14 protein-coding genes are annotated in these 18,868 nt (G+C 69.6%); 2 read left to right on the top strand and 12 right to left on the bottom strand.

Features of this window, described 5'->3' with window-relative positions:
* Positions 1 to 14 precede the first annotated feature (14 nt).
* Positions 15 to 1,778 (bottom strand): condensation domain-containing protein, encoded by a 1,764-nt coding sequence (locus HT102_RS09165; RefSeq protein WP_192039099.1) that lies wholly within the window; start codon positions 1,776 to 1,778, stop codon positions 15 to 17.
* A 460-nt stretch (positions 1,779 to 2,238) separates the two neighbouring features.
* Between HT102_RS09165 and HT102_RS09160 the strand changes: the two genes are divergently transcribed.
* The gene (locus HT102_RS09160; protein WP_192039098.1) at positions 2,239 to 2,541 is read left to right on the top strand and encodes an MGMT family protein; all 303 of its coding nucleotides are present in this window, start codon (positions 2,239 to 2,241) and stop codon (positions 2,539 to 2,541) included.
* A 20-nt stretch (positions 2,542 to 2,561) separates the two neighbouring features.
* Here HT102_RS09160 and HT102_RS09155 read toward each other — a convergent pair whose 3' ends face one another.
* From HT102_RS09155 to HT102_RS09120, 8 genes are all read right to left on the bottom strand, one after another.
* Entirely contained in the window at positions 2,562 to 3,371 is an 810-nt protein-coding gene (locus HT102_RS09155; RefSeq protein ID WP_192039097.1) for a sirohydrochlorin chelatase, read from the bottom strand.
* Positions 3,368 to 4,501 carry a uroporphyrinogen-III synthase gene (locus HT102_RS09150; RefSeq protein ID WP_192039146.1) on the bottom strand — a complete coding sequence of 378 codons (1,134 nt, stop codon included), beginning with the start codon at positions 4,499 to 4,501 and terminating at the stop codon, positions 3,368 to 3,370. Before HT102_RS09150 ends, HT102_RS09155 begins: the two co-directional genes overlap by 4 nt.
* Positions 4,502 to 4,566: 65 nt before the next feature.
* Positions 4,567 to 4,962: a nitrite reductase small subunit NirD gene (gene nirD / locus HT102_RS09145; protein WP_192039096.1), complete on the bottom strand. Its 396-nt coding sequence runs from the start codon at positions 4,960 to 4,962 to the stop codon at positions 4,567 to 4,569.
* Positions 4,962 to 7,493 (bottom strand): nitrite reductase large subunit NirB, encoded by a 2,532-nt coding sequence (nirB, locus tag HT102_RS09140; RefSeq protein WP_192039095.1) that lies wholly within the window; start codon positions 7,491 to 7,493, stop codon positions 4,962 to 4,964. The genes nirD and nirB overlap by 1 nt, the downstream gene beginning before the upstream one ends.
* Positions 7,490 to 9,034, bottom strand: a complete 1,545-nt coding sequence (locus tag HT102_RS09135) for an FAD-dependent oxidoreductase (RefSeq protein WP_192039094.1) — start codon at positions 9,032 to 9,034, stop codon at positions 7,490 to 7,492. The genes nirB and HT102_RS09135 overlap by 4 nt, the downstream gene beginning before the upstream one ends.
* Positions 9,031 to 11,175 (bottom strand): molybdopterin oxidoreductase family protein, encoded by a 2,145-nt coding sequence (locus HT102_RS09130; protein ID WP_192039093.1) that lies wholly within the window; start codon positions 11,173 to 11,175, stop codon positions 9,031 to 9,033. The genes HT102_RS09135 and HT102_RS09130 overlap by 4 nt, the downstream gene beginning before the upstream one ends.
* 75 nt (positions 11,176 to 11,250) lie before the next feature.
* Positions 11,251 to 12,723 (bottom strand): NarK/NasA family nitrate transporter, encoded by a 1,473-nt coding sequence (locus tag HT102_RS09125; protein ID WP_192039092.1) that lies wholly within the window; start codon positions 12,721 to 12,723, stop codon positions 11,251 to 11,253.
* Between the two features lie 254 nt (positions 12,724 to 12,977).
* Entirely contained in the window at positions 12,978 to 14,315 is a 1,338-nt protein-coding gene (locus HT102_RS09120) for an MFS transporter (RefSeq protein ID WP_192039091.1), read from the bottom strand.
* A gap of 165 nt (positions 14,316 to 14,480) precedes the next feature.
* Between HT102_RS09120 and HT102_RS09115 the strand changes: the two genes are divergently transcribed.
* Entirely contained in the window at positions 14,481 to 15,161 is a 681-nt protein-coding gene (locus HT102_RS09115) for a FadR/GntR family transcriptional regulator (RefSeq protein ID WP_192039090.1), read from the top strand.
* A gap of 329 nt (positions 15,162 to 15,490) precedes the next feature.
* Here the strand turns inward: HT102_RS09115 and HT102_RS09110 are convergent, their stop codons facing one another.
* The 3 genes from HT102_RS09110 to HT102_RS09100 form a co-directional block, all read right to left on the bottom strand.
* Positions 15,491 to 16,369 carry a TIGR02569 family protein gene (locus tag HT102_RS09110; protein ID WP_192039089.1) on the bottom strand — a complete coding sequence of 293 codons (879 nt, stop codon included), beginning with the start codon at positions 16,367 to 16,369 and terminating at the stop codon, positions 15,491 to 15,493.
* A gap of 78 nt (positions 16,370 to 16,447) precedes the next feature.
* Complete coding sequence (gene moeB / locus HT102_RS09105) at positions 16,448 to 17,623, bottom strand: molybdopterin-synthase adenylyltransferase MoeB (RefSeq protein WP_192039088.1); 1,176 nt, start codon at positions 17,621 to 17,623, stop codon at positions 16,448 to 16,450.
* 13 nt (positions 17,624 to 17,636) lie between these two features.
* Entirely contained in the window at positions 17,637 to 18,602 is a 966-nt protein-coding gene (locus tag HT102_RS09100) for a DUF3152 domain-containing protein (RefSeq protein ID WP_192039087.1), read from the bottom strand.
* Positions 18,603 to 18,868: the final 266 nt, after the last annotated feature.

Raw genomic sequence — 18,868 nt, 5'->3', positions numbered from 1 at the left:
GCCAGGTGGCCTGGCTATGCCGTGATCTCGCGGGTGCCAGCGCTTGGGTCGCGGGTGGGGATCATGGTGTCAGCGAGGCGCTGGGCCGCGGTGGAGTCCATCTTGCCCGTGGCGTAGCTGAGCAGGGCGAGGGCTAGCTCGTTGCCCGCGGCCACCGGGGCGATCTTGCTGGCAGTGCCTGACACCTTGCCCTTGACCTCGTCATACCCGGACTCGGCGCGGCGGGCCTTCGTCGATGCCGTCAGCGCCGCGAGCCGCCTGGTGGTGGTGCGCAGTGCCTGATCGAGCGACCGGTGCACCAGCGTGCGGTGCGGCAGCAGCAGGCCGCGCTCCTTGTCGGTGAGGACGTCGATGTCACGGATGGGGGTGTCGATATCGTCGACGATCGCGGCAAGAAGCCGCTGGAAGCGCTGCACGATCGCCACGACAGTGGACTCGTCGAACAGATCGATGGCGTACACCATCGATCCGGCGATGCCAGCAGGCCCGCCCTGTGCATCGGTGTGCTCGGTGAGCACCAGCTCGAGGTCGCAGTCCGCGGAGCTCGCTTGCACCGAGCCTATCGCGATGTCGATGCCGCCGATGGACGCGACGTACCCGTCGTCGGAGTGCATCGACATGGCCACCTGGAACAGGGGGTGGTACGACGTTGTGCGCGTGATGTCGAGGACATCGAGGATGCGCTCGAACGGGGTCTCCGCGTGCGCGAACGCATTGGTCCCGCGCTTGTGCACCTGCCGCAGGAACGTCGCGACGGTGTCGGTGGCGACCACCTGGTTGCGCAGGGCGAGGGTATTGCCGAACATGCCCACGATCGGCGCGAGCGACTCGTCCGCCCGCGCCTCGACGGTGGTGCCGATCGTGACGTCATCGGTGCCGCACAGGCGCGAGAACAGCAACGTCAGCGCGCCCTGCAGCACGGTGAACACCGAGACCTGCTGCTCCTCGGCTATCCGGCGCAGCCCCGCGTGCGCGGTGTCGCCGACGAAGAACTCGACGGCGCGGCCCTGGAGCAGCTGGTACTCCGGGCGCGGCCGGTCGAGGGGCAGATCGAGCAGCTCGGGAGCGCCGGCGAGCTCGCCCTGCCAGAATGCGATCTCGCGCGCGGTGATGCTAGCGGGGTCGTTCTCCTCGCCGAGGATCTCGCGCTGCCAGAGCGCGTAGTCGGCGTACTGCACGGGAAGCTCGGACCAGTCCGGCCTGCAGCTCGCGCACCGCGCCTCGTAGGCCTGGAACAAGTCAGCGACGAGTCGCTTGAGGGATGCGCGATCGACCGCGATGTGATGGACGACGATGGTGAGGATGTACTCGGCCTCCGCGAGCTGCAGGAGCCGGACGCGGAAGGGTGGCTCGACGGCGAGGTCGAATCCCGCCGCGGCGAACTCCTCGATGAGCTCGGAGGGGTCCACATGTGCCGGGACATGGACCGGAGCGATGTCGATGGGCACGACCGACGCGGGAATGATCTCCTGGTGCGGGCCATCGGCCGCGACAGGGAACCGGGTGCGGAGGATCTCGTGGCGCTCGAGCAGGTCGGCGGTCGCGGCGGCGAGGGCGGCCTGGTCGAGGTCGCCGGTCAGCTCGACGGAGATCGGCACGTTGTGCACGTCGGCGCGTGGATCGAAGCGGTTGATGAGCCAGAGCCGCTGCTCGGCCAGGGAGAGCGGGATTCGCGACGGACGGCAGCGGTGGAACTCGCTCGCGCTCGTTGCGGGCGACGACGAGGCGTGACGCCGCGTGGCGCCCCTCCCGGCTTGGCCGTGGGGTGCGTCATCCATCTTCAAGCACTCCTTAAACTGCGAGTCAGCCGACGCGCTTGGGCTCGCGAGGCGGCATGGCATCATGCGCGCGCTCCCCCAGTGCTCGATGGCACACGGCCCGGCTTTCCGGGCTTGAGCGCCGCTCCGCGGGACACGCTGCACGATCACTAACGCAAGTAGCTTGTGATCGTGGTGTTACTAGGCTACAGCGGGCACGATTACAGTCATGTCAATTCTCGACAAGATTGCGAGCAGTTCGCATTCATGCCGCGAACAATGACCCCGACTGGTGTCGCCAATACCATGCCGTGCAGCGTGACACAGCTTACATGTAGCCACAATCCCGACACCATTTCCGGGGCCGCGCCCCCGCTCGGGAGTCGTTCCTGCTCGCGCGACCGTCCTCGCTCGCGCGAGCAGGCAGCGCCGGTCGCCAGCGCCGGGGCCGCGCGATATCGATTGGGAGCCAGAAAAGTACATGCCTGCACTCCAGGAAGCGGACGTGGAACGAGTGCGCGCGCTCATCAGCGCGGTGCCCGCGGGACGGGTTACCACCTACGGCGATGTCGCCCGAGCCGCCGGCCTGGGCAATGCCCGCCTAGTGGGATGGATCCTCCGGACCGACGGCGCGGACGTGCCCTGGCACCGCGTGGTGCGTGCCGACGGAACGCTGGCCCCGCACCTCGTGCAGGAGCAAGCGCGGCGGCTGCGTGCCGAGGGCGTGGCGGTAGCCGCCGACCGGGTGCGACTGCCGCAGCATCGTCACGCCTTCCCCGCCTGAGGGCTTGGGCGGATGCGGCGCTAGCGGGCCCGCACGGACCAGCGTCCGACCAGCGCGCGGCCGGGTCGCGCAGCGGCCGAGCGCAGCAATCCCGCGCGAGAGGCACCGGGACGGGAGGAGCCAGCGCCGGGGCCGCCAGGGCGCTGCGCTTCGCTGGCACGCCGGCAGACCAGGTCCACGAGCCCCGGATGCACACCGATGGGATCGGCGACGCCATCAGCGCCGGACTCCCGGAGCCGGTTCTGGAACAGCCCCTCGGCGAGCAGGTAGCTCGCGATGAACACCCGCGCTCCGGTGCGCGCGCGGACCCCGGCAACCACCTCGGTGACGCGCGGCTCGGCGGTGGCCGCGTAGCCGACCTCGACGACGGCGCCGAGGCGCGCGGAGAGGAGCCGGGCAGCCTCCTCGACATCCGCGAGGGCCCGGCTGTCGGAGGATCCCGCGGCGGCGAGCACGACGGCATCGCCGGGCTGCCAGCCCGCATCGCGCAGCCGGTCCTCGAGGATCCCGGCGAGAACGGGGTCTGGTCCGAGCGCGCGGGCGACGGTCGTGTGCCGGTGGCCGCTCTCGGCGATCTCGCGGGGAACATCGGTGCGCACGTGGTAGCCCGAAGCAAGGAACGCGGGCACCACGATCGCGGGCCCGTCGAGATCGCTCAGCACCTCGCTCGGCGATGGACCGAGCACATCGACGAAGGCCACCGGAACGTGCCCGAGCCGAGCAGCGACCGACTCGGCGATCCGGGCGATGATCTCCACGCCGTGGGGGTTGCGGGTGCCGTGGGCGACCAGCACCACGGTGGGCCCGCGCTGAGCTGCGGCTCGGGTCATCGGTCCTCCGTCGGATGGGTGTGCACTGGGTCGAGGGCGAGGCGGTAGCCACGCTTGACGACGGTCTGCACCACTTTGGGCGCTCCGAGCGCTGCGCGCAAGCGTGCGACGGCGGTCTCGACCGCGTGGGTATCGTCCCCGGCGCCGGGAAGCACCGCGAGCAGGTCCTCCCGGGAGACAACCATGCCGGGGCGCTTGGCGAGGGCACGCATGATGGCGAGCGACGCTGGCGGGACCTGCTTGACCTCGCCATCGACGACGACGCAGCTCCCGCGCAGGCTCAGGTGATGGCCTCCGGCCTGCAGGTTGCGGGCACGACGTGGCAGCTCCTCGGCGATGTGCCGGGCGAGAGCTCCCAGCCGGGCGCGGTGGGGCTGGGTGGTGGCCACGCCGAGCGTCTCGAGCGGTGCCGCGGTGACGGGGCCCACGCTGAACGGGATGACGCGAGTGCGCATGGCGTTGAGCAGCAGCTCGAGGACGTGGGTGTCCTGGGCTCGGCCAAGCAGCGAGGCAACGGCGGGCGCGCTGGTGAAGGTGATGGCGTCGAGCTCGCCGTTGATGGCCGACTCGATCATGCGGTCGAGATGGCTGAGATCCTTGGGCGGCAGCCAGCGGTACACGGGCACGGGGATCACTGTCGCGCCGGCGCTGCGCATGACCTCGCAGAAGTCGGGGATGGGCTCCCATTCGGTGGTCGCGCCGTGCAGCTGCACCGCGATGCGCTTGCCCTCGACGCCTTCCTCGAGGAGGTGGTCGAGCACCTCGGCGGAGGATTCGGATTCCGGGGACCATTCCTCCCGCAGCCCTGCGGCGCGCATGGCGCCCTTGGCCTTGGGCCCGCGAGCAAGCGAGCGCGCGGCGCCCAATGCCTCGATCAGTGGCTCGGCGAGGCCCCAGTTGTCGGCGGCCTCCACCCAGCCGCGGAATCCGATGCCGGTGGTGGCGACAGCGATGTCGGGCGGGTCGGCGATCACGGCCTCGGTGGCGCGCCGCAGCTCGGTGTCGTCGACGAGGGGGATGATGCGGATCGCGGGGGCGTGCATGATCGTCGCGCCACGGCGCTCGAGCAGCGCGGCGAACTCCTCGGCGCGGCGCGCGGCCGTGATGCCGACGGTGAAGCCCGCGAGCATGGCGGACGCGTCTTCTCCCTGCGTCGTGAGGGGGCGGGGCGTTGTCGCGGATGGGGGCACGGTTCTCACGCTACTTCGTCGCGCCACCGCGGGTCAGCTGGACGGACCTCCACCATGCCCTCGCTGATGCGTACGTCGTAGACGGGCAGTGCCATCGACTCGTCGTCGAGGCATGCTCCGGTCTCGAGGGAGAATGCCTGCTTGAGCAGTGGCGATGCCACGACCGGGGTGCCCTTGCGGTCGCCCACGATGCCGCGGGACATCACGGCGGCGTTCATGAAGGGATCGATGTTGCCGACGGCGCGGAGGGTGCCGTCGTCGAGGCGGAACAGCGCGACCTGCTCGTTGCCGGGCAGCAGCACCGCGACCCCCCTGTTGGGGATGAGGAATTCGTAGGCGCAGGCACGGGTCCAGGCGGTGTCCTCGCCGGGGACGGGCTGGCGGAAATCGAGCGCGGTCATCACTTCACCCCTGCTGTGGTGGTGGCGGGCATTGCGGGCATCCCGAGGCCGACAGGAACCTTCCGGCCATCGGATTCGGTGAACTGGACCGTCGGGTCGGCTTCCTCGGGCGCGTTGACGAAGGAGACGAACCGGGACAGCTTCTCCGGGTCCTCGAGGACTCCGGCCCATTCGTCCTTGTAGCCGGCGACGTGCTTCTCCATGGCGGCCTCGAGCTCGTCGGCGAGGCCGAGGCTGTCCTCGCACACCACCTGGCGCACGTAGTCGATGCCGCCGTCGAGGGATTCCTGCCAGGGGGCGGTGCGCTGCAATCGGTCGGCCGTGCGGATGTAGAACATCAGGTAGCGGTCGATGTACTTGATGAGGGTCTCGTCGTCGAGGTCGGAGGCGAGCAGCACCGCGTGCTTGGGGGTCTGGCCACCATTGCCGCCGACGTAGAGGTTCCAGCCTCGCTCGGTGGCGATGACGCCGACGTCCTTGCCGCGGGCCTCGGCGCACTCGCGGGCGCAGCCGGACACGGCGAGCTTGAGCTTGTGCGGGGAGCGCAGTCCGCGGTAGCGCTTCTCGAGGTCGACCGCCATCTTCACGGAGTCCTGCTGGCCGTAGCGGCACCAGGAGGATCCGACGCAGCTCTTGACGGTGCGCAGGGACTTGCCGTAGGCGTGGCCGGATTCCATGCCTGCATCGACGAGGCGCTGCCAGATCCGCGGCAGTTGCTCGACGCGGGCGCCAAACATGTCGATGCGCTGGCCGCCTGTGACCTTGACGTACAGGTCGAATTCCTTGGCGATCTGGCCGATCACGATGAGCTGGTCGGGGGTGACCTCGCCACCGGGCATGCGCGGCACCACGGAGTAGGTGCCGTTCTTCTGCAGGTTGGCGAGGAAGTGGTCGTTGGTGTCCTGCAGCGTTGCCTGCTCCCCATCGAGGATGTGCTCGCTGGAGGTCGAGGCGAGGATCGAGGCGACGGTGGGCTTGCAGATGTCGCAGCCCTTGCCGGTGCCGTGCTTGGCGATGAGCTCGGAGAACGTGCGGATCCCGGTCATCTGGACGATCTGGAAGAGCTCCTGCCGCGAGTGGCTGAAGTGCTCGCACAGGGCCTTGGACAGCTCGACGCCCGAGTCGGCGAGGAGCTTCTTGACCAGCGGGAGGCAGCCACCGCAGGAGGCACCGGCCTTGGTACAGGATTTCACCGAGGCGACGTCGCAGGCGCCGTTGTCGATGGCTCCGCAGATGTCGCCCTTGGTGACGGCGTTGCAGGAGCAGATCTGGGCGTCGTCGGGCAGGGCCGCGGTGCCGATCTCGGCGGAGCCACCACCGGCGGGCGCGATGAGGGCGGCAGGGTCGCCGGGCAGCTCGCGGCCCACCATCGGGCGCAGGGTGGCGTACGCGCTGGCGTCGCCAACGAGGATTCCGCCGAGGAGGGTCTTCGCGTCGTCGGAGAGGACGATCTTCGCGTAGGTCCCGGCCGCGGGGTTGCTAAGGACGACCTCGAGCGCGCCCGGCGTGGTGGCGAAGGCATCGCCGAAGCTCGCGACGTCCACGCCGAGCAGCTTGAGCTTGGTGGACAGGTCCGCGCCGGGGAATTCGGCCGTGCCGCCGAGCAGCCGGTCCGCGACCACCTCGGCGGTGGCGTAGCCGGGCCCGACGAGGCCGTAGCAGCGGCCCTCTATGGCGGCGACCTCGCCGATGGCGTAGATGTCCTCGCTGGAGGTGCGGCAGGAAAGGTCGGTGATGATGCCGCCGCGCTCGCCGACGTCGATGCCGGAGGTGCGGGCGAGCTCGTCGCGGGGCCGCACGCCGGCGGAGAACACGAGCAGGGAGGCGTCGATGACCGAGCCGTCCGAGAGCTCGACGGCGAGAGTGCCGTCCTGCTGCTCGATGATCGCAGCGGTGGAGACGCCCGTGTGGATGGTCAGCCCGAGGTCGGAGACGAGGCTCTTGAGCTGGGCGCCGCCGCCCTCGTCGACCTGCAGGGGCATGAGCCGGGGCGCGAGCTCCACGACGTGAGGGGTAAGCCCCATGAGCTTGAGTGCGTTGGCGGCCTCGAGGCCGAGGAGCCCGCCTCCGACGACGACACCGACAGCACCGGCGGGCGAGGCTTCCGCCGCGGCGCGGATCTTGTCGAGGTCCTCGAGGGTGCGGTACACGAAGCAGCGCTCGGCGTCCTTGCCCGGAACCGGCGGGACGAACGCGTACGACCCGGTGGCGAGGACAAGCTTGTCATAGTGGATGACGTCGCCGCGGGTGGTCGTGACGGTACGGGCCTCGGGATCGATGGCCTCGCCGCGCTCGCCCAGCCGGACCTCGACGTGCGTGTCGCCGGGGTAGTCGTTGCCGCTGAGAGCGAGTTCCTTGTGGTCCCACGTGCTGACGTAGGACGAGAGGGCTACTCGGTCGTAGGCTGCCACGGGCTCCTCGCAGAGGACCGTGATCTTCCACTCGCCCTGCTCATCGCGTGCCCGGAGCGCTTCGATGAATCGGTGGCCGACCATTCCGTGGCCGACGACAACGATGTTCTTCTGCATCATGCCGCTCCTTCTTCGTGCTGATGTTCCAAAGGTATGGACGCTTCGTTGCGTGCGTGTTTCGCGTCCGGGTCGCCCTTTTTAAGCCATCCGCACAGGCCGTCCACCGCGCTGGTGCAGCCCCCGCAGCCGGTGGTGGCGCGCGTCACCGATGCCACGGCCCTCGTATCGCGGGCCCCCTCGCGGAAGGCAGCGGTGATCTGGGACTTGGTGACGGAGTTGCACTTGCACACCACGGCGGAGCCTGGCATGTTCGCCGGGCTGGCAGCCTCCGCTATTCCTGCTGCCCCACGGCCGAGCAGCAGAGCCATCCGGTCCGCGGGCACGGCCATGCCGGTGTCGAAGTACTGGGCAAGCATGCCGGTGACCTCGGGGTTGCCCAGCAGGACAGCCCCCACCAGCCGCTCGTCGCGCACGATCACTTTCGCGTAGCGCCCGCGCGCCGGGTCCGCCAGCGCCAGCACCTCCGCCTCGCGATCGTGCAGCTCCGTGTAGACCTCCCCCATCGAGGCGAGGTCGATGCCGTGTGCCTTGAGCCGGGTTGTCTGGGATGTCCCCTGGTAGCTGCTCGTGGCGTTCGTGCCGGTGAGGTGATCAGCCACGACCGCGGCATGCTCCCACGCGGGTTGCACCAGCCCATAGACCATGCCGCGATGCTCCGCGCACTCGCCGATGGCACGGATGCGCTCATCGGAGGTACGGAGATGATCGTCGACGATCACCCCGCGGTCGATGTCGAGGCCGCACTGCTCGGCGAGCTCGGTGCAGGGCCGGATGCCGGCGGAGAGCACCACCAGATCGGTGGCAAGCTCTGTGCCGTCCTCGAGCAGCAGTCCCGTCAGGGCGCCGTCCTCGTCGTGGATGAGCGATTGGGCGCGCTGCCCGAGCACGAGGCGCATGCCCATGTCCTCGAGGACGCGCGCGAGCACGGCACCGCCGTCCTCGTCGAGCTGTCGTTCCATCGGGTGGCTCGCCGGGTGCACCACCGTGACCTCCGCGCCGCGACCGAGGGCGCCGCGGGCGGCCTCGAGGCCGAGCAGGCCGCCACCGAGCACCGTGATGCGCGCCCCGGGAGTTGTCGCGGCGAGGATGGCGTCGCAGTCCTCGACGGTGCGGAACGCCCGCACCCCGCGGGCGAGGGCACCGTCACTGGTGCGGATGCCCTCCATCGGTGGGATGAATGACCGGCTTCCGGTGGCGAGCACGAGGTCGTCGTACTCGACGATGGAGCCGTCGTTGAGGTACACCCGCCGCGCATCGCGATCGATCTTCTCCGCGAGCACTCCGGTCCGGACGGTGATGGCATTGCGCTCGTACCAGGCGTCTGGCTTGAGGCGGGTCTCCCGCGCGGTGAGGCCCCCGGCGAGGACCGTGGAGAGCAGGATGCGGTTGTAGGCAGGGCACGGCTCGTCACCGATGACAGTAATGGTGAGCTGGCGCGGGTCGGGCTGGCGCTGGCGCAGCTCCTCCGCCATGCGGGCACCGGCCATGCCGTTGCCGACGATGACGATGTCGCGCTCGCCGGTAGCGTGCTGGCTGATCATGTCGCGTTCTCCAATCGGATCGCGCTGACCTTGAACTCCGGCATCCGGCTGGTCGGGTCCAGCGCGGGATTGGTGATCAGGTTGGCGCGCTCCGCGTCGGGATAGTGGAACGGTATGAAGACAGTGTCGGCGCGCATTGTTTCGTCACAATGAACCCGGGCGCGCGTGGTGCCACGACGGCTTACCAGTTGTGCTAAATCGCCGTTACGCAGGCCGCACCGCTCGGCGGTATCGGGGTGAGCCTGCACGAACATCTCCCCGGCGGCCTGGGCGAGCTCGGCAACACGCCTGGTCTGGGCGCCGGATTGGTACTGGGCGAGCACCCGGCCGGTGATCGCGATCAGCGGGAACGCCGCGTCCACGGATTCCGCGGGGCCCCGGTAGCCCACGGCGATGAAGCGGGCGCGCCCGGTGGGAGTGTTGAAGCGGTCGAGGAACATCCGCGGCGTGCCCGGGTGCGCACCAGCGGTTTGTTCCGGGCAGGGCCAGTGCAGTGCCTCGCCCGCATCGAGGCGCTCGTAGGTGACACCGCTGTAGTCCGCGATGCCCCCGGCCGAGGCGCGGCGCAGCTCATCGAACACGGCGCGCGGCGCTACGGGGAAGCGCTCGGCGGGCTGCCCCAGTCGCTCGGCCAGCCCCCGCCAGATCACGAGCTCGCCCCGCGCGCCCTCCGGGGGAACCACTGCGGTCCGGCGCCGGATCACGCGCCCCTCCAGGCTCGTCAGGGTCCCTTCCTCCTCGGCCCATTGCAGCACCGGCAGGATCACATCGGCCATCGCCGCGGTCTCCGACATCACGAAGTCGCACACCACGAGCAGATCGAGTGCCTCGAGCCGCTCGCCGATGTGACCGGCGCGGGGAGCAGAGAGCGCGATGTTGGAGCCATGCACGAGAAGCGCGTGGACGCCACCGGGCTGGCCGAGGCTGTCGAGCAGCTCGTAGGCGCTCTTGCCTGGCCCGGGCAGCTCATCGGCGTCGATGCCCCACACGGCCGCGACATGGGCACGGGCCGCGGGATCGGTGATCTTGCGGTATCCGGGGAGCTGGTCAGCCTTCTGCCCGTGCTCGCGACCGCCCTGGCCGTTGCCCTGGCCGGTGATGCAGCCGTAGCCGCTCCCCCGGTTGCCAGGCAGGCCGAGGACCATCGCGAGCCCGATGATCGCGGAGACGGTATCCGTGCCGTCGGCATGCTGCTCGGCACCGCGCGCGGTCAGGATGTAGGAACCCGTGTCGTCCCGTTGGGAAGCGGCGAGGATCCGGACCGCGCGACGCATGTGCGACACCGGCACGCCCGTGATGCGCTCGGTGCGCTCGGGCAGCCATTGCGCCACCTCCGGCCAGTACTCGTCGTAGCCCTCCGTGCGGGCGTCGAGGTAGTCGCGGTCGATCAGCCCCTCGGTGATCGCGATGTGCGCGAGGCCGAGCGCGAGCGCCATATCGGTGCCGGGCTTGATCTGCAGGTGCAGCCCGCCGCCGTCCTCGGCGCGGGCCGCGGTGGCAGTGCGGCGCGGATCGACGACGATGAGGCCGCCAGCGTCCGCGGCAGTGGCGAGGTGGCCCACGAACGGGGGCATGGTCTCGGCGACGTTGCCGCCGTAGATCATGATCGCCCGCGCCCGGGTCAGATCGCTGACCGGGAAAGGCAGGCCCCGGTCCACGCCGAAGGACCGGATACCGGCCGCGGCCGCCGACGACATGCACCAGCGGCCGTTGTAGTCGATGTTGGAGGTGCGCAGCGCCACCCGGGCGAACTTGCCGAGGATGTAGGCCTTCTCGTTGGTGAGCCCGCCACCACCGAACACCCCGATGGCATCGTTGCCGTGCTGCTGCTGGATCGCGCGGATCTTGCCAGCGATCAGGTCGAGGGCCTCGTCCCAGCCTGTCTCGACGAACTCGTCGCCACGGCGCACCAGCGGGGTGACGATGCGGTCGGGGGCGCGCAGCAGTTCCGCGCTGGTCCAGCCCTTCTGGCAGAGCCCGCCACGATTGGTGGGGAACGCGCGGCCCTCCACGGTGGCCGAGCGGGCACTGTCCCCAGGAGTTGCCGCTGCGCTGTCCGCGGTGATCGTCATCGCGCACTGCAGCCCGCAGTAGGGGCAGTGCGAGCTGGTCGCGACCAGGTTGCGTGATGTGATGGACATCGCAGCGAATACCTCCGAATGCCGCTGCCAGCACCGCGCTTCGGCGATGCTGGCAGCAAGCGGATCAGGTGGGACCTACACGTTCGCGTAGGCCAGGTTGGGGACGCGTTGCATAGCGAAGCTCGAGCGCAGGTAGAACCACCACGTGACGGCGGCCATGACCAGGAACACGCCGGCGTACGCCCAGAACGCGGGCTCCATGGTGCCGAGGTGGACGTTCGACAGCCGCAGCGCCTGCTGCAGGATGAATCCGCCGAACGCGCCGATCGAGCCGATGACACCGATCGCGGCGGCGGCCTGGCGCTTGCCGGAGGCGATCGCTTCGTCGAGCGGTTGCCCCGTCTCCGCGGCGCGGGAGCGGGCGCTAGCGGCGAAGATCGTCGGAATCATGCGATAGGCCGAGCCGTTGCCGATTCCGGTGATGATGAAAAGAACGATGAACGACGCGAGGTACAGGGCGAAGCTACCGATGGCGAGCGACGCCATGATCGCTGCGACGCCGACCGACAATCCGACGAACACGAGGGCTGTCAGGCGAGCACCACTGCCGACGCGGTCAGCGAGCCAGCCGCCGAAGGGGCGGGAGAACGAGCCGAGCAGCGCGCCGAGGAACGCAAGATTGCCGAGCGCCACCATCAGGCCCACATTGCGGAGCTCGGGGAAGCTCGCGTTGATCAAGGTGGGGAAGGCGAACGAGAACCCGATGAAGGATCCGAAGGTGCCGACGTACAGGAACGACATGATCCAGGTGTGCTTGTTCGTCATGGCGAGCTGGTAGGAAACACCGTCCGGCTTGGCGCTGCGGATGCTGTTCATGCCGAACCATGCACCGATCGCGGCAGCGGCGATGAACGGTACCCAGAACAGCGACGCGAGCATGAGGGCGAACCGGTAGCCCGCGGGGTCGCTGGCCGTGAGGAGCAGGCCCAGCGCAACGACGAGCGGGACCGCGAGCTGCGTGACGGCGACGCCGAGGTTGCCACCGGCGGCGTTGAGTCCGAGCGCGGCGCCCTTCTTGCCCTCGGGGAAGAAGAAGGAGATGTTGGCCATCGACGAGGAGAAGTTGCCACCGCCAAAGCCAGCGAGGCCAGCGAGCACCAGGAAGACCCACATCGGCGTGGTCGGCTGGGTGAACGCGATCGCGAGGCCGAAGGTCGGGATCAGCAGCATCGCTGCGCTGAACGTGGTGAACCCTCGACCGCCGAAGATCGTCACAGCAAAGGTGGAGGGAATGCGCAGCGTCGCACCGACGAGGACGGGGATCGACACGAGCAGCAGCTGGTTGTTGACGGCCGAGTCGCCCTGCATGAACGCGAACCCGGCGTTGCCCATCTGCGTGACGAGCACGCTGAACAGCACCCACACGTTGAATCCGACATGCTCGGCGAACACCGAGAACCACAGGTTGCGGTTGGCGACCTTCTTGCCTGTCTTCTCCCAGAACGACTTGTCCTCGGGCTCCCAGTGATCGATCCACTGGCCACCCTTGATGGTTGCGTCCGGTGATGCGCTCTCGCCCGGAGTGGGCTTCTCGCTCACTAGTGTCATCGCTGGATCCCTTTCCTAGGCCTCGTTGACCCCGTCCGGCGTGGTGGCCGGGCGGTTCGACGACGAAGGTGTTGTGTCGCCAGCCGCAGCGCGGGATAGCGCTGCTGCTGGACCGTGGACCTCACGCTAGGCACCAGGTGTTGCCTCGGTGCTGCGTGCGATGACCTCACCGTCAAGATCTCCTCACCTGCACAAATAGTGCACGGTGAGCGTTAATCCGATGTTTCGCGGGCGTGTCAGGGAGGCAAGATCCGCTAGTGCCAGGTGTCCTCGATCACACGGGGCTTGCATGCGTGGTGGGCTCCAGTGATCAGCGTCACCATCGCGACCGCGAGCAGCCCGAGGGCAAGGTTCCAGCCACCGGTCGCATCGTGGAGCAACCCCACGAGCAGCGGGCCGCCACAGGCGAGCAGGTAGCCGAGCCCCTGGGTGAAGCCCGACAGGGATCCCGCGGCGTGCGCGCTGCGGGTCCGCAGGTTGATCAGAGTCAGTGCCATCGGGAACGTCGACGGCCCGAGACCGAGCAGGATCGCCCACGCGAGCGGGTAGGCGGCGGGAGCGATCGCGAGCCCGGCCATGCCGATCGCGAGGGAGGTCATGCTGGCCAGCGCCAGCGGGAACGGGTTGGTCATGCGGGTCGTGATGGCCGGGACCAGCATGATCGCGAACAAGCCCGAGAAGATGAACACCCCGAGGTAGGCGCCAGCGTCCACCCGATCGATGCCCGCATCGGTGAGCATGGTGGGCAACCAGGTGAGGAAGCTGTAGGTGATCAGCGAGGTCATCCCGAACATCACCGCGAGGCCCCACCCGACCGGCGAGCGCCAGGGCCGCCCGGTGCTCGGCGCGACCATCATCGTGCGCGCGGTGGTCGCGGGATCGCCAGGCAGGGCTGGCGCGGCGGTGGTGGATGCGTGGCTCGTGAATGCGTTGCTCTTGTACGCATTGCTCTTGAATGCGTTGCGCAGCCCGATCCAGGGCAGGACCGCCGCGGCCGCGACGAACGCCCAGATGGCGAGCGAGGCCCTCCAGCCGTGCTGGTCCGCCACCGGGATCGCCACCACCGCGGGCACGACGGTGCCGAGCTGCACGAAGGTGATGTACAGCGTGGAGATCAGGGCGAGCCGGTCGGAGAAGTAGCGCTTGACGAGGGGTGGCAGCACGATGTTGCCGATGCCCATGCCGTAGAGAGCCAGGACGGTGGCCGCGAGCATGGTCGTGGACGAGCCCATGAACGGGCGCAGCGCCAGGCCTGCCGTGGTGAGGACGACCGACAGCAGCGCGACACGCTCGAGCTCGATGCGGCCCATGATGCGCGGCGCGGTGATGCCGGCGATGGCGAACATCGCCGGGGCTGACATGCCGAAAACGCCTGCCATGACCGACCCGAACCCGATGTCCGTGCCGATGTCGGCGATCAGCGGGGTGAACGAGGTGACCGCGAGGCGCAGCGTGAACGCGGCAAGGACGACGCCGAGCAGCACGAGCGCGCGCCCGCGCCAGGGGCGCCAGGCCATGCGCGCTGCCGGGCGAGCTGGGGCGGCGGTGGCGTGCTCGCTATCGATGGCCTGCGATGGGAGATAGGGGGGCATGGGGGCTGGTCACCTCGCTCTCGACAATTCATCGAATCATAGGATGAATTATCTGCGGGAGGCAACAGTATTGTTGGTCACGCCCCGCTCACACGATTCGTCCCATCCCCGCGCTGGCGTCCCGGCCCAAGCTGGCGTCCCGGCCCAAGCAAAGAAGGAGCACACATGGTGCGGCCCGTGCAACGCAACAGCCTCATCGCGCAAGTGACCACCATGCTGCGCCACGAGATCACCAGCGGGAAGTGGCCAGTAGGCACCCGCATCCCCACCGAGCCCGAGCTCACCGAGATGACCGGCACCGGCCGCAACACCATCCGGGAAGCCGTGCAGGCCCTCGTCCACGCCGGGCTGCTCGAGCGCCGCCAGGGCTCCGGCACCTACGTGCTATCCGACTCCCCCGTCTCCGGCGCGCTCGCCACCCACCTCGCCGCCGCCGCCGATCGCGACGTCCTTGAGCTGCGCCAGGCACTCGACGTCACCGCCGCCGCCCTCGCCGCCCGCCGCCGCACCCCCGACGACATCACCACCCTGCGCGACCTGCTCCAGCAGCGCCGCGACCTCGCCGCCCAGGGCAACCACGAGGCCTCCGTCCAGGCTGATATCGCCCTCCACCGCGCCATCGTCGCTGCCAGCCACAACGCCCTCTACGTCGAGTTCTACGACTCCCTGCTGCCCATCATCAGCACCACCATCCACGCCCACGCCGATGCGCATCCCGGCGAGGCCCCCCACTACGACCCCGAGCATGAGCGACTCGTCCAGGCCATCATCAACGGCGACCCCGATCAGGCCAGCCGCGAGGCGCAGCAATTCCTCACCAGCCTCATCGACCAGCTCGACGGCTAGGTCCAGCCTCGGGCTGCTGCAGACTTGCACCAGCGCGGCGCCAAACGCGATAGAAGCCGCCTAAAACCTCGGGTGGCTTCTATCGCGTTTGGCAGTTTCCGGTGCTTTTGCCGCCGGGCCGCCCCGCCGGGCCGCCCCGCCGGGCCGCCCCGCCGGGCCGCCCCGCCGGGCTGCCCCTGGCGCGCAGTCGGCACCCCAAAGTCGCAGATCCGCGACTCCGGCGCAGGGGCTCGGATGCCGGCGTTCGGAAGTGTTACCGAATGCACCCTGCCGCGACCGGTTCCGGGTGCAAAAGCGCACACAACCGGGCGGCCCGCCGCTCCCGCGGACTAGCGCGCGGTGCTGGCTTGCTCGCGAACGAGCTCGAGCACGCGCTCGGCTGTGCTCTCGAGAGCCACGAGCGCGGAGTCGGTGGATCGCGGATGCAGGGCATGCACCGCGACGCGGAACATCAGGGCACGCAGCAGCATCTGCGGCCATTCCTTCATGCCGTCCCACCGCTCGATGAGCCCCTCGTCGGCGCCGCCCCAGGAGAGAGCGTCGACGACCACGACCCCGGCCGCCCAGGACATCGGCCGCCAGTAGGGGCTGATGTCAGTGATGCCGGGCGCGGCGGTCTCGGAGAACAGCACGGTGCCAAAGAGGTCGCCATGCACGAGCTGGCCGGGCAGGTTGACCTCGCGACGCTGCTCCCCGAGATGCTTGAGCAGGTCGAGGCTGCGGTCGACGCCGGGCTTGGCCATGTCAAGCAGCCCGGTGCGGCGTGGGTCGCGCAGCGGCACGGGCTCCCATGCGGCGCGGTCGGCCGCGACGAACACGTCGATGTCGGAGAAGGGCGCGACGGGCTGCTGCGTGAGGAAGCGAGGCTTCTCCATGCGGGCCGTGGCGGCATGGAGCCGCACCGAGAGGGACACGACCTCGTCATGCCGAGGCTCGGGCGAGCCCTCGAGGTAGGTCTCGGCCCGCCATCCGGCGACGACATAGCGGCCGTCGGTGGCGCGAACGGGCTTGGCGACGCGGGCACCATCGACGAGCAGCGTCTCGCGGACCTTCGCCGACCAAGCGGCGCGAGCGTGGTCACCGACCGGGGAGAGCACCACGTCCCCGAGCCGCCACCCGCCGTCCCAATCGTCTCCGAGAGACACGGGCTCGATCTCGCGCAGGCCAAAGGTGGCGCGCACATGTTCCGGGGGCGGGGCAGGACTCACGGTCGGTAACCTACCTGCTCCCGGCGCCGGGGCGCCGCAGACAGGCCGTGGTGTCGTGAAAACTCCCACCGCCAGTAATTAGTACCGCGGCAGGGTGGGGTCGATCTGCTCGGCCCAGGCGTCGATGCCACCGGCGAGGTGCCGCGCGGTCGCGAGGCCTTGGGCGCGCAGGACCTCGAGCGCGGCCGCGGACCGGACGCCGGTCTTGCAGTAGAGGACCAGGTCCCTGCCGTCGGGGATTCGGGCGAGCGCCTCCCCCGACAGGAACTCGGTATGCGGAATCCACTGGGCGCCAGGCAGGTGGGCCAGGGCCCATTCGCCCTCGCTGCGCACGTCGATCAGCACGGGCCCTCCGTCCGCGCCGAGAAGATCATGCAGCTCGCTTGGCGCGATCTCGGCACCGGGAGGCACATCAGGGGAAGGGACGCCGCAGAGCTGCTCGTAGTCATCGAGCGCGGTGACGCGCGGCGCGGCCTCGTTGCGCCGCAGCCGCAGCGTCCGGAAGGACATGGCGAGCGCGTCATGGACGAGCACCCGGCCGAGCAGCGGCTCGCCGGTCCCGGTGATCAGCTTGATCGCTTCGGTCGCCATGATCGAGCCGATGGTGCCACAGAGCACCCCGAACACTCCTCCCTCGCCGCACGAGGGCACGGTGCCCGCTGCCGGGGGCTCGGGGAAAAGGTCCCGATACGTGACGCCCTGCCCGCCCGGGGCCGCGTCCCAGAACACCGAGGCCTGGCCCTCGAAGCGGAAGATCGCCCCCCAGACGCAGCACTTGCCGGCAAGCACCGCGGCATCGCTGACGAGGTAGCGGGTGGCGAAGTTGTCGGTGCCATCGATGATGAGGTCGTACTGGCGGAAGATGTTGACGGCATTGCGGGGCGCGAGCCGCACATCGTGCCAGCGCACCTCGACGCCGGGATTGAGCTCGCGGATCGCCTCCCGAGCGCTCGCGCCCTTGGGCCGGCCCACGCCAGACTCCCCGTGGATGACCTGCCGCTGAAGGTTGGAGAGCTCCACATCATCGAACTCGACCACTCCGAGGGTGCCGATGCCTGCCGCGGCGAGGTACATCAGGATCGGCGAGCCCAACCCTCCCGCGCCGATCACCAGGACGCGGGCGCGGCGCAGCCGCCGCTGCCCCACTGCTCCGATGCCGGGGATGAGCAGGTGGCGGCTGTAGCGGGTCGCCTCGCCGGGCGCGAGCGGCGGTCCGGGCTCCACGAGGGGCGGCAATGCCCCGCTTGATGTCATCGTCGCACCTGCCCTACGGGGCCTGCGGGAACGGCCATGGATTGTATCGGCAGGCTAGCCCATCTGCCGGGACATCACCGTGGGGGTCGAGCTGGGCGATGTCATCGTTGGCGACCGAGAGAGTCTGCTGCATCATCACGTGCGCTAGCCCGCCCTCGGCATCGCAGGGCACATGGGCAGCGCAGCCGATCGCGTGCCCGACCTCGTGGTTGATCACGTACTGCCGGTAGGAGCCGATGTCCCCCTGGAATGGCACGGCTCCGCGGACCCAGCGAGCGTCGTTGACGATGACGCGGCCGGGGATGGGGTTGTAGCACGAGACCTCGAGCTGAATGGTGTAGCCGCACATCTCGCGGACCGTCATCGCTGCGGTGAGGGACACCCGGAAGTCGGGCTCGCCGTGCGCGGGATCGGAGATGCGCTGGAAGCCGAACCGGGGGTCGCCCGTCCAGCTCTTCGGGTTCGCCAGTGTCGCGTCGACCATTCGCGCGAACGCCTCGTCGCCGCCGTAGCTCGTGGCATCCACACCTTCCTCGATCTCGACGGTGTAGCGGAACACGCGCGCGCCGGGCGCCCCGATCGGCTCCGTGCCGCCCGGAACGATCCGCCATTGGCCGGAACCGTCGGTGGTGTAGGCGCCTCCGTCGGGAAGGTGCCCGGTGGGCAAGTCGACGGGAAAGCCACCGTTGGGAGAGGGCGGCGCGTCGAGCTCCGCGTGACCCTCCCGGGTGCCGTGCACCCCGCCATCGAGCAACGGGATCGAGCCGTGCGCGGACTCGGAGAGGCGGGCCTCGACCTCGCCCACGTCCGTGCCAGTGCGCGCTAGCGGATGCAGCACGGTCACCACGAGCGCGAGGACCAGCAACGGCGCCGCGGCGATCCGCCATCCTGTACCCCGGAACCGCCGCGACGTCGCAGCGGTGGCGTGCCGGGCTGGCCCGCGCCGAGCCTGGCGCTGTCGCGTCCTGCGGGTCCTCATGATTGCGCTCTCTGTCCCCCTCGTGATGCGATCGCTCGCCGATCCCGTCACAGTCTCTCCTCGTTTCCGCTTGCTGGTGCCCGGCGGCCCGTCGTCCCGGGCCGCGCCGGGACAACGCTCCACCACCAGTCCAGGGTAAACCAGCAGGCACTGTTCGGCTTTGCAGCAGACCGGCCGCGTCTCCGCGCCGGGTTCCGCTCCCCGACCGGCAAGGTAGTGTCGTGTTACCAGCAAGGCCGCAGGCGCCGATGCCCGTGAGCAATGAT

Origin of the sequence: Lolliginicoccus lacisalsi, assembly GCF_014841105.1 — a bacterium.
Taxonomy (GTDB): domain Bacteria; phylum Actinomycetota; class Actinomycetes; order Mycobacteriales; family Mycobacteriaceae; genus Lolliginicoccus; species Lolliginicoccus lacisalsi.
The sequence above is the reverse complement of the archived record's forward strand: the minus strand, read 5'-3'. Positions and strand labels throughout refer to the sequence as shown.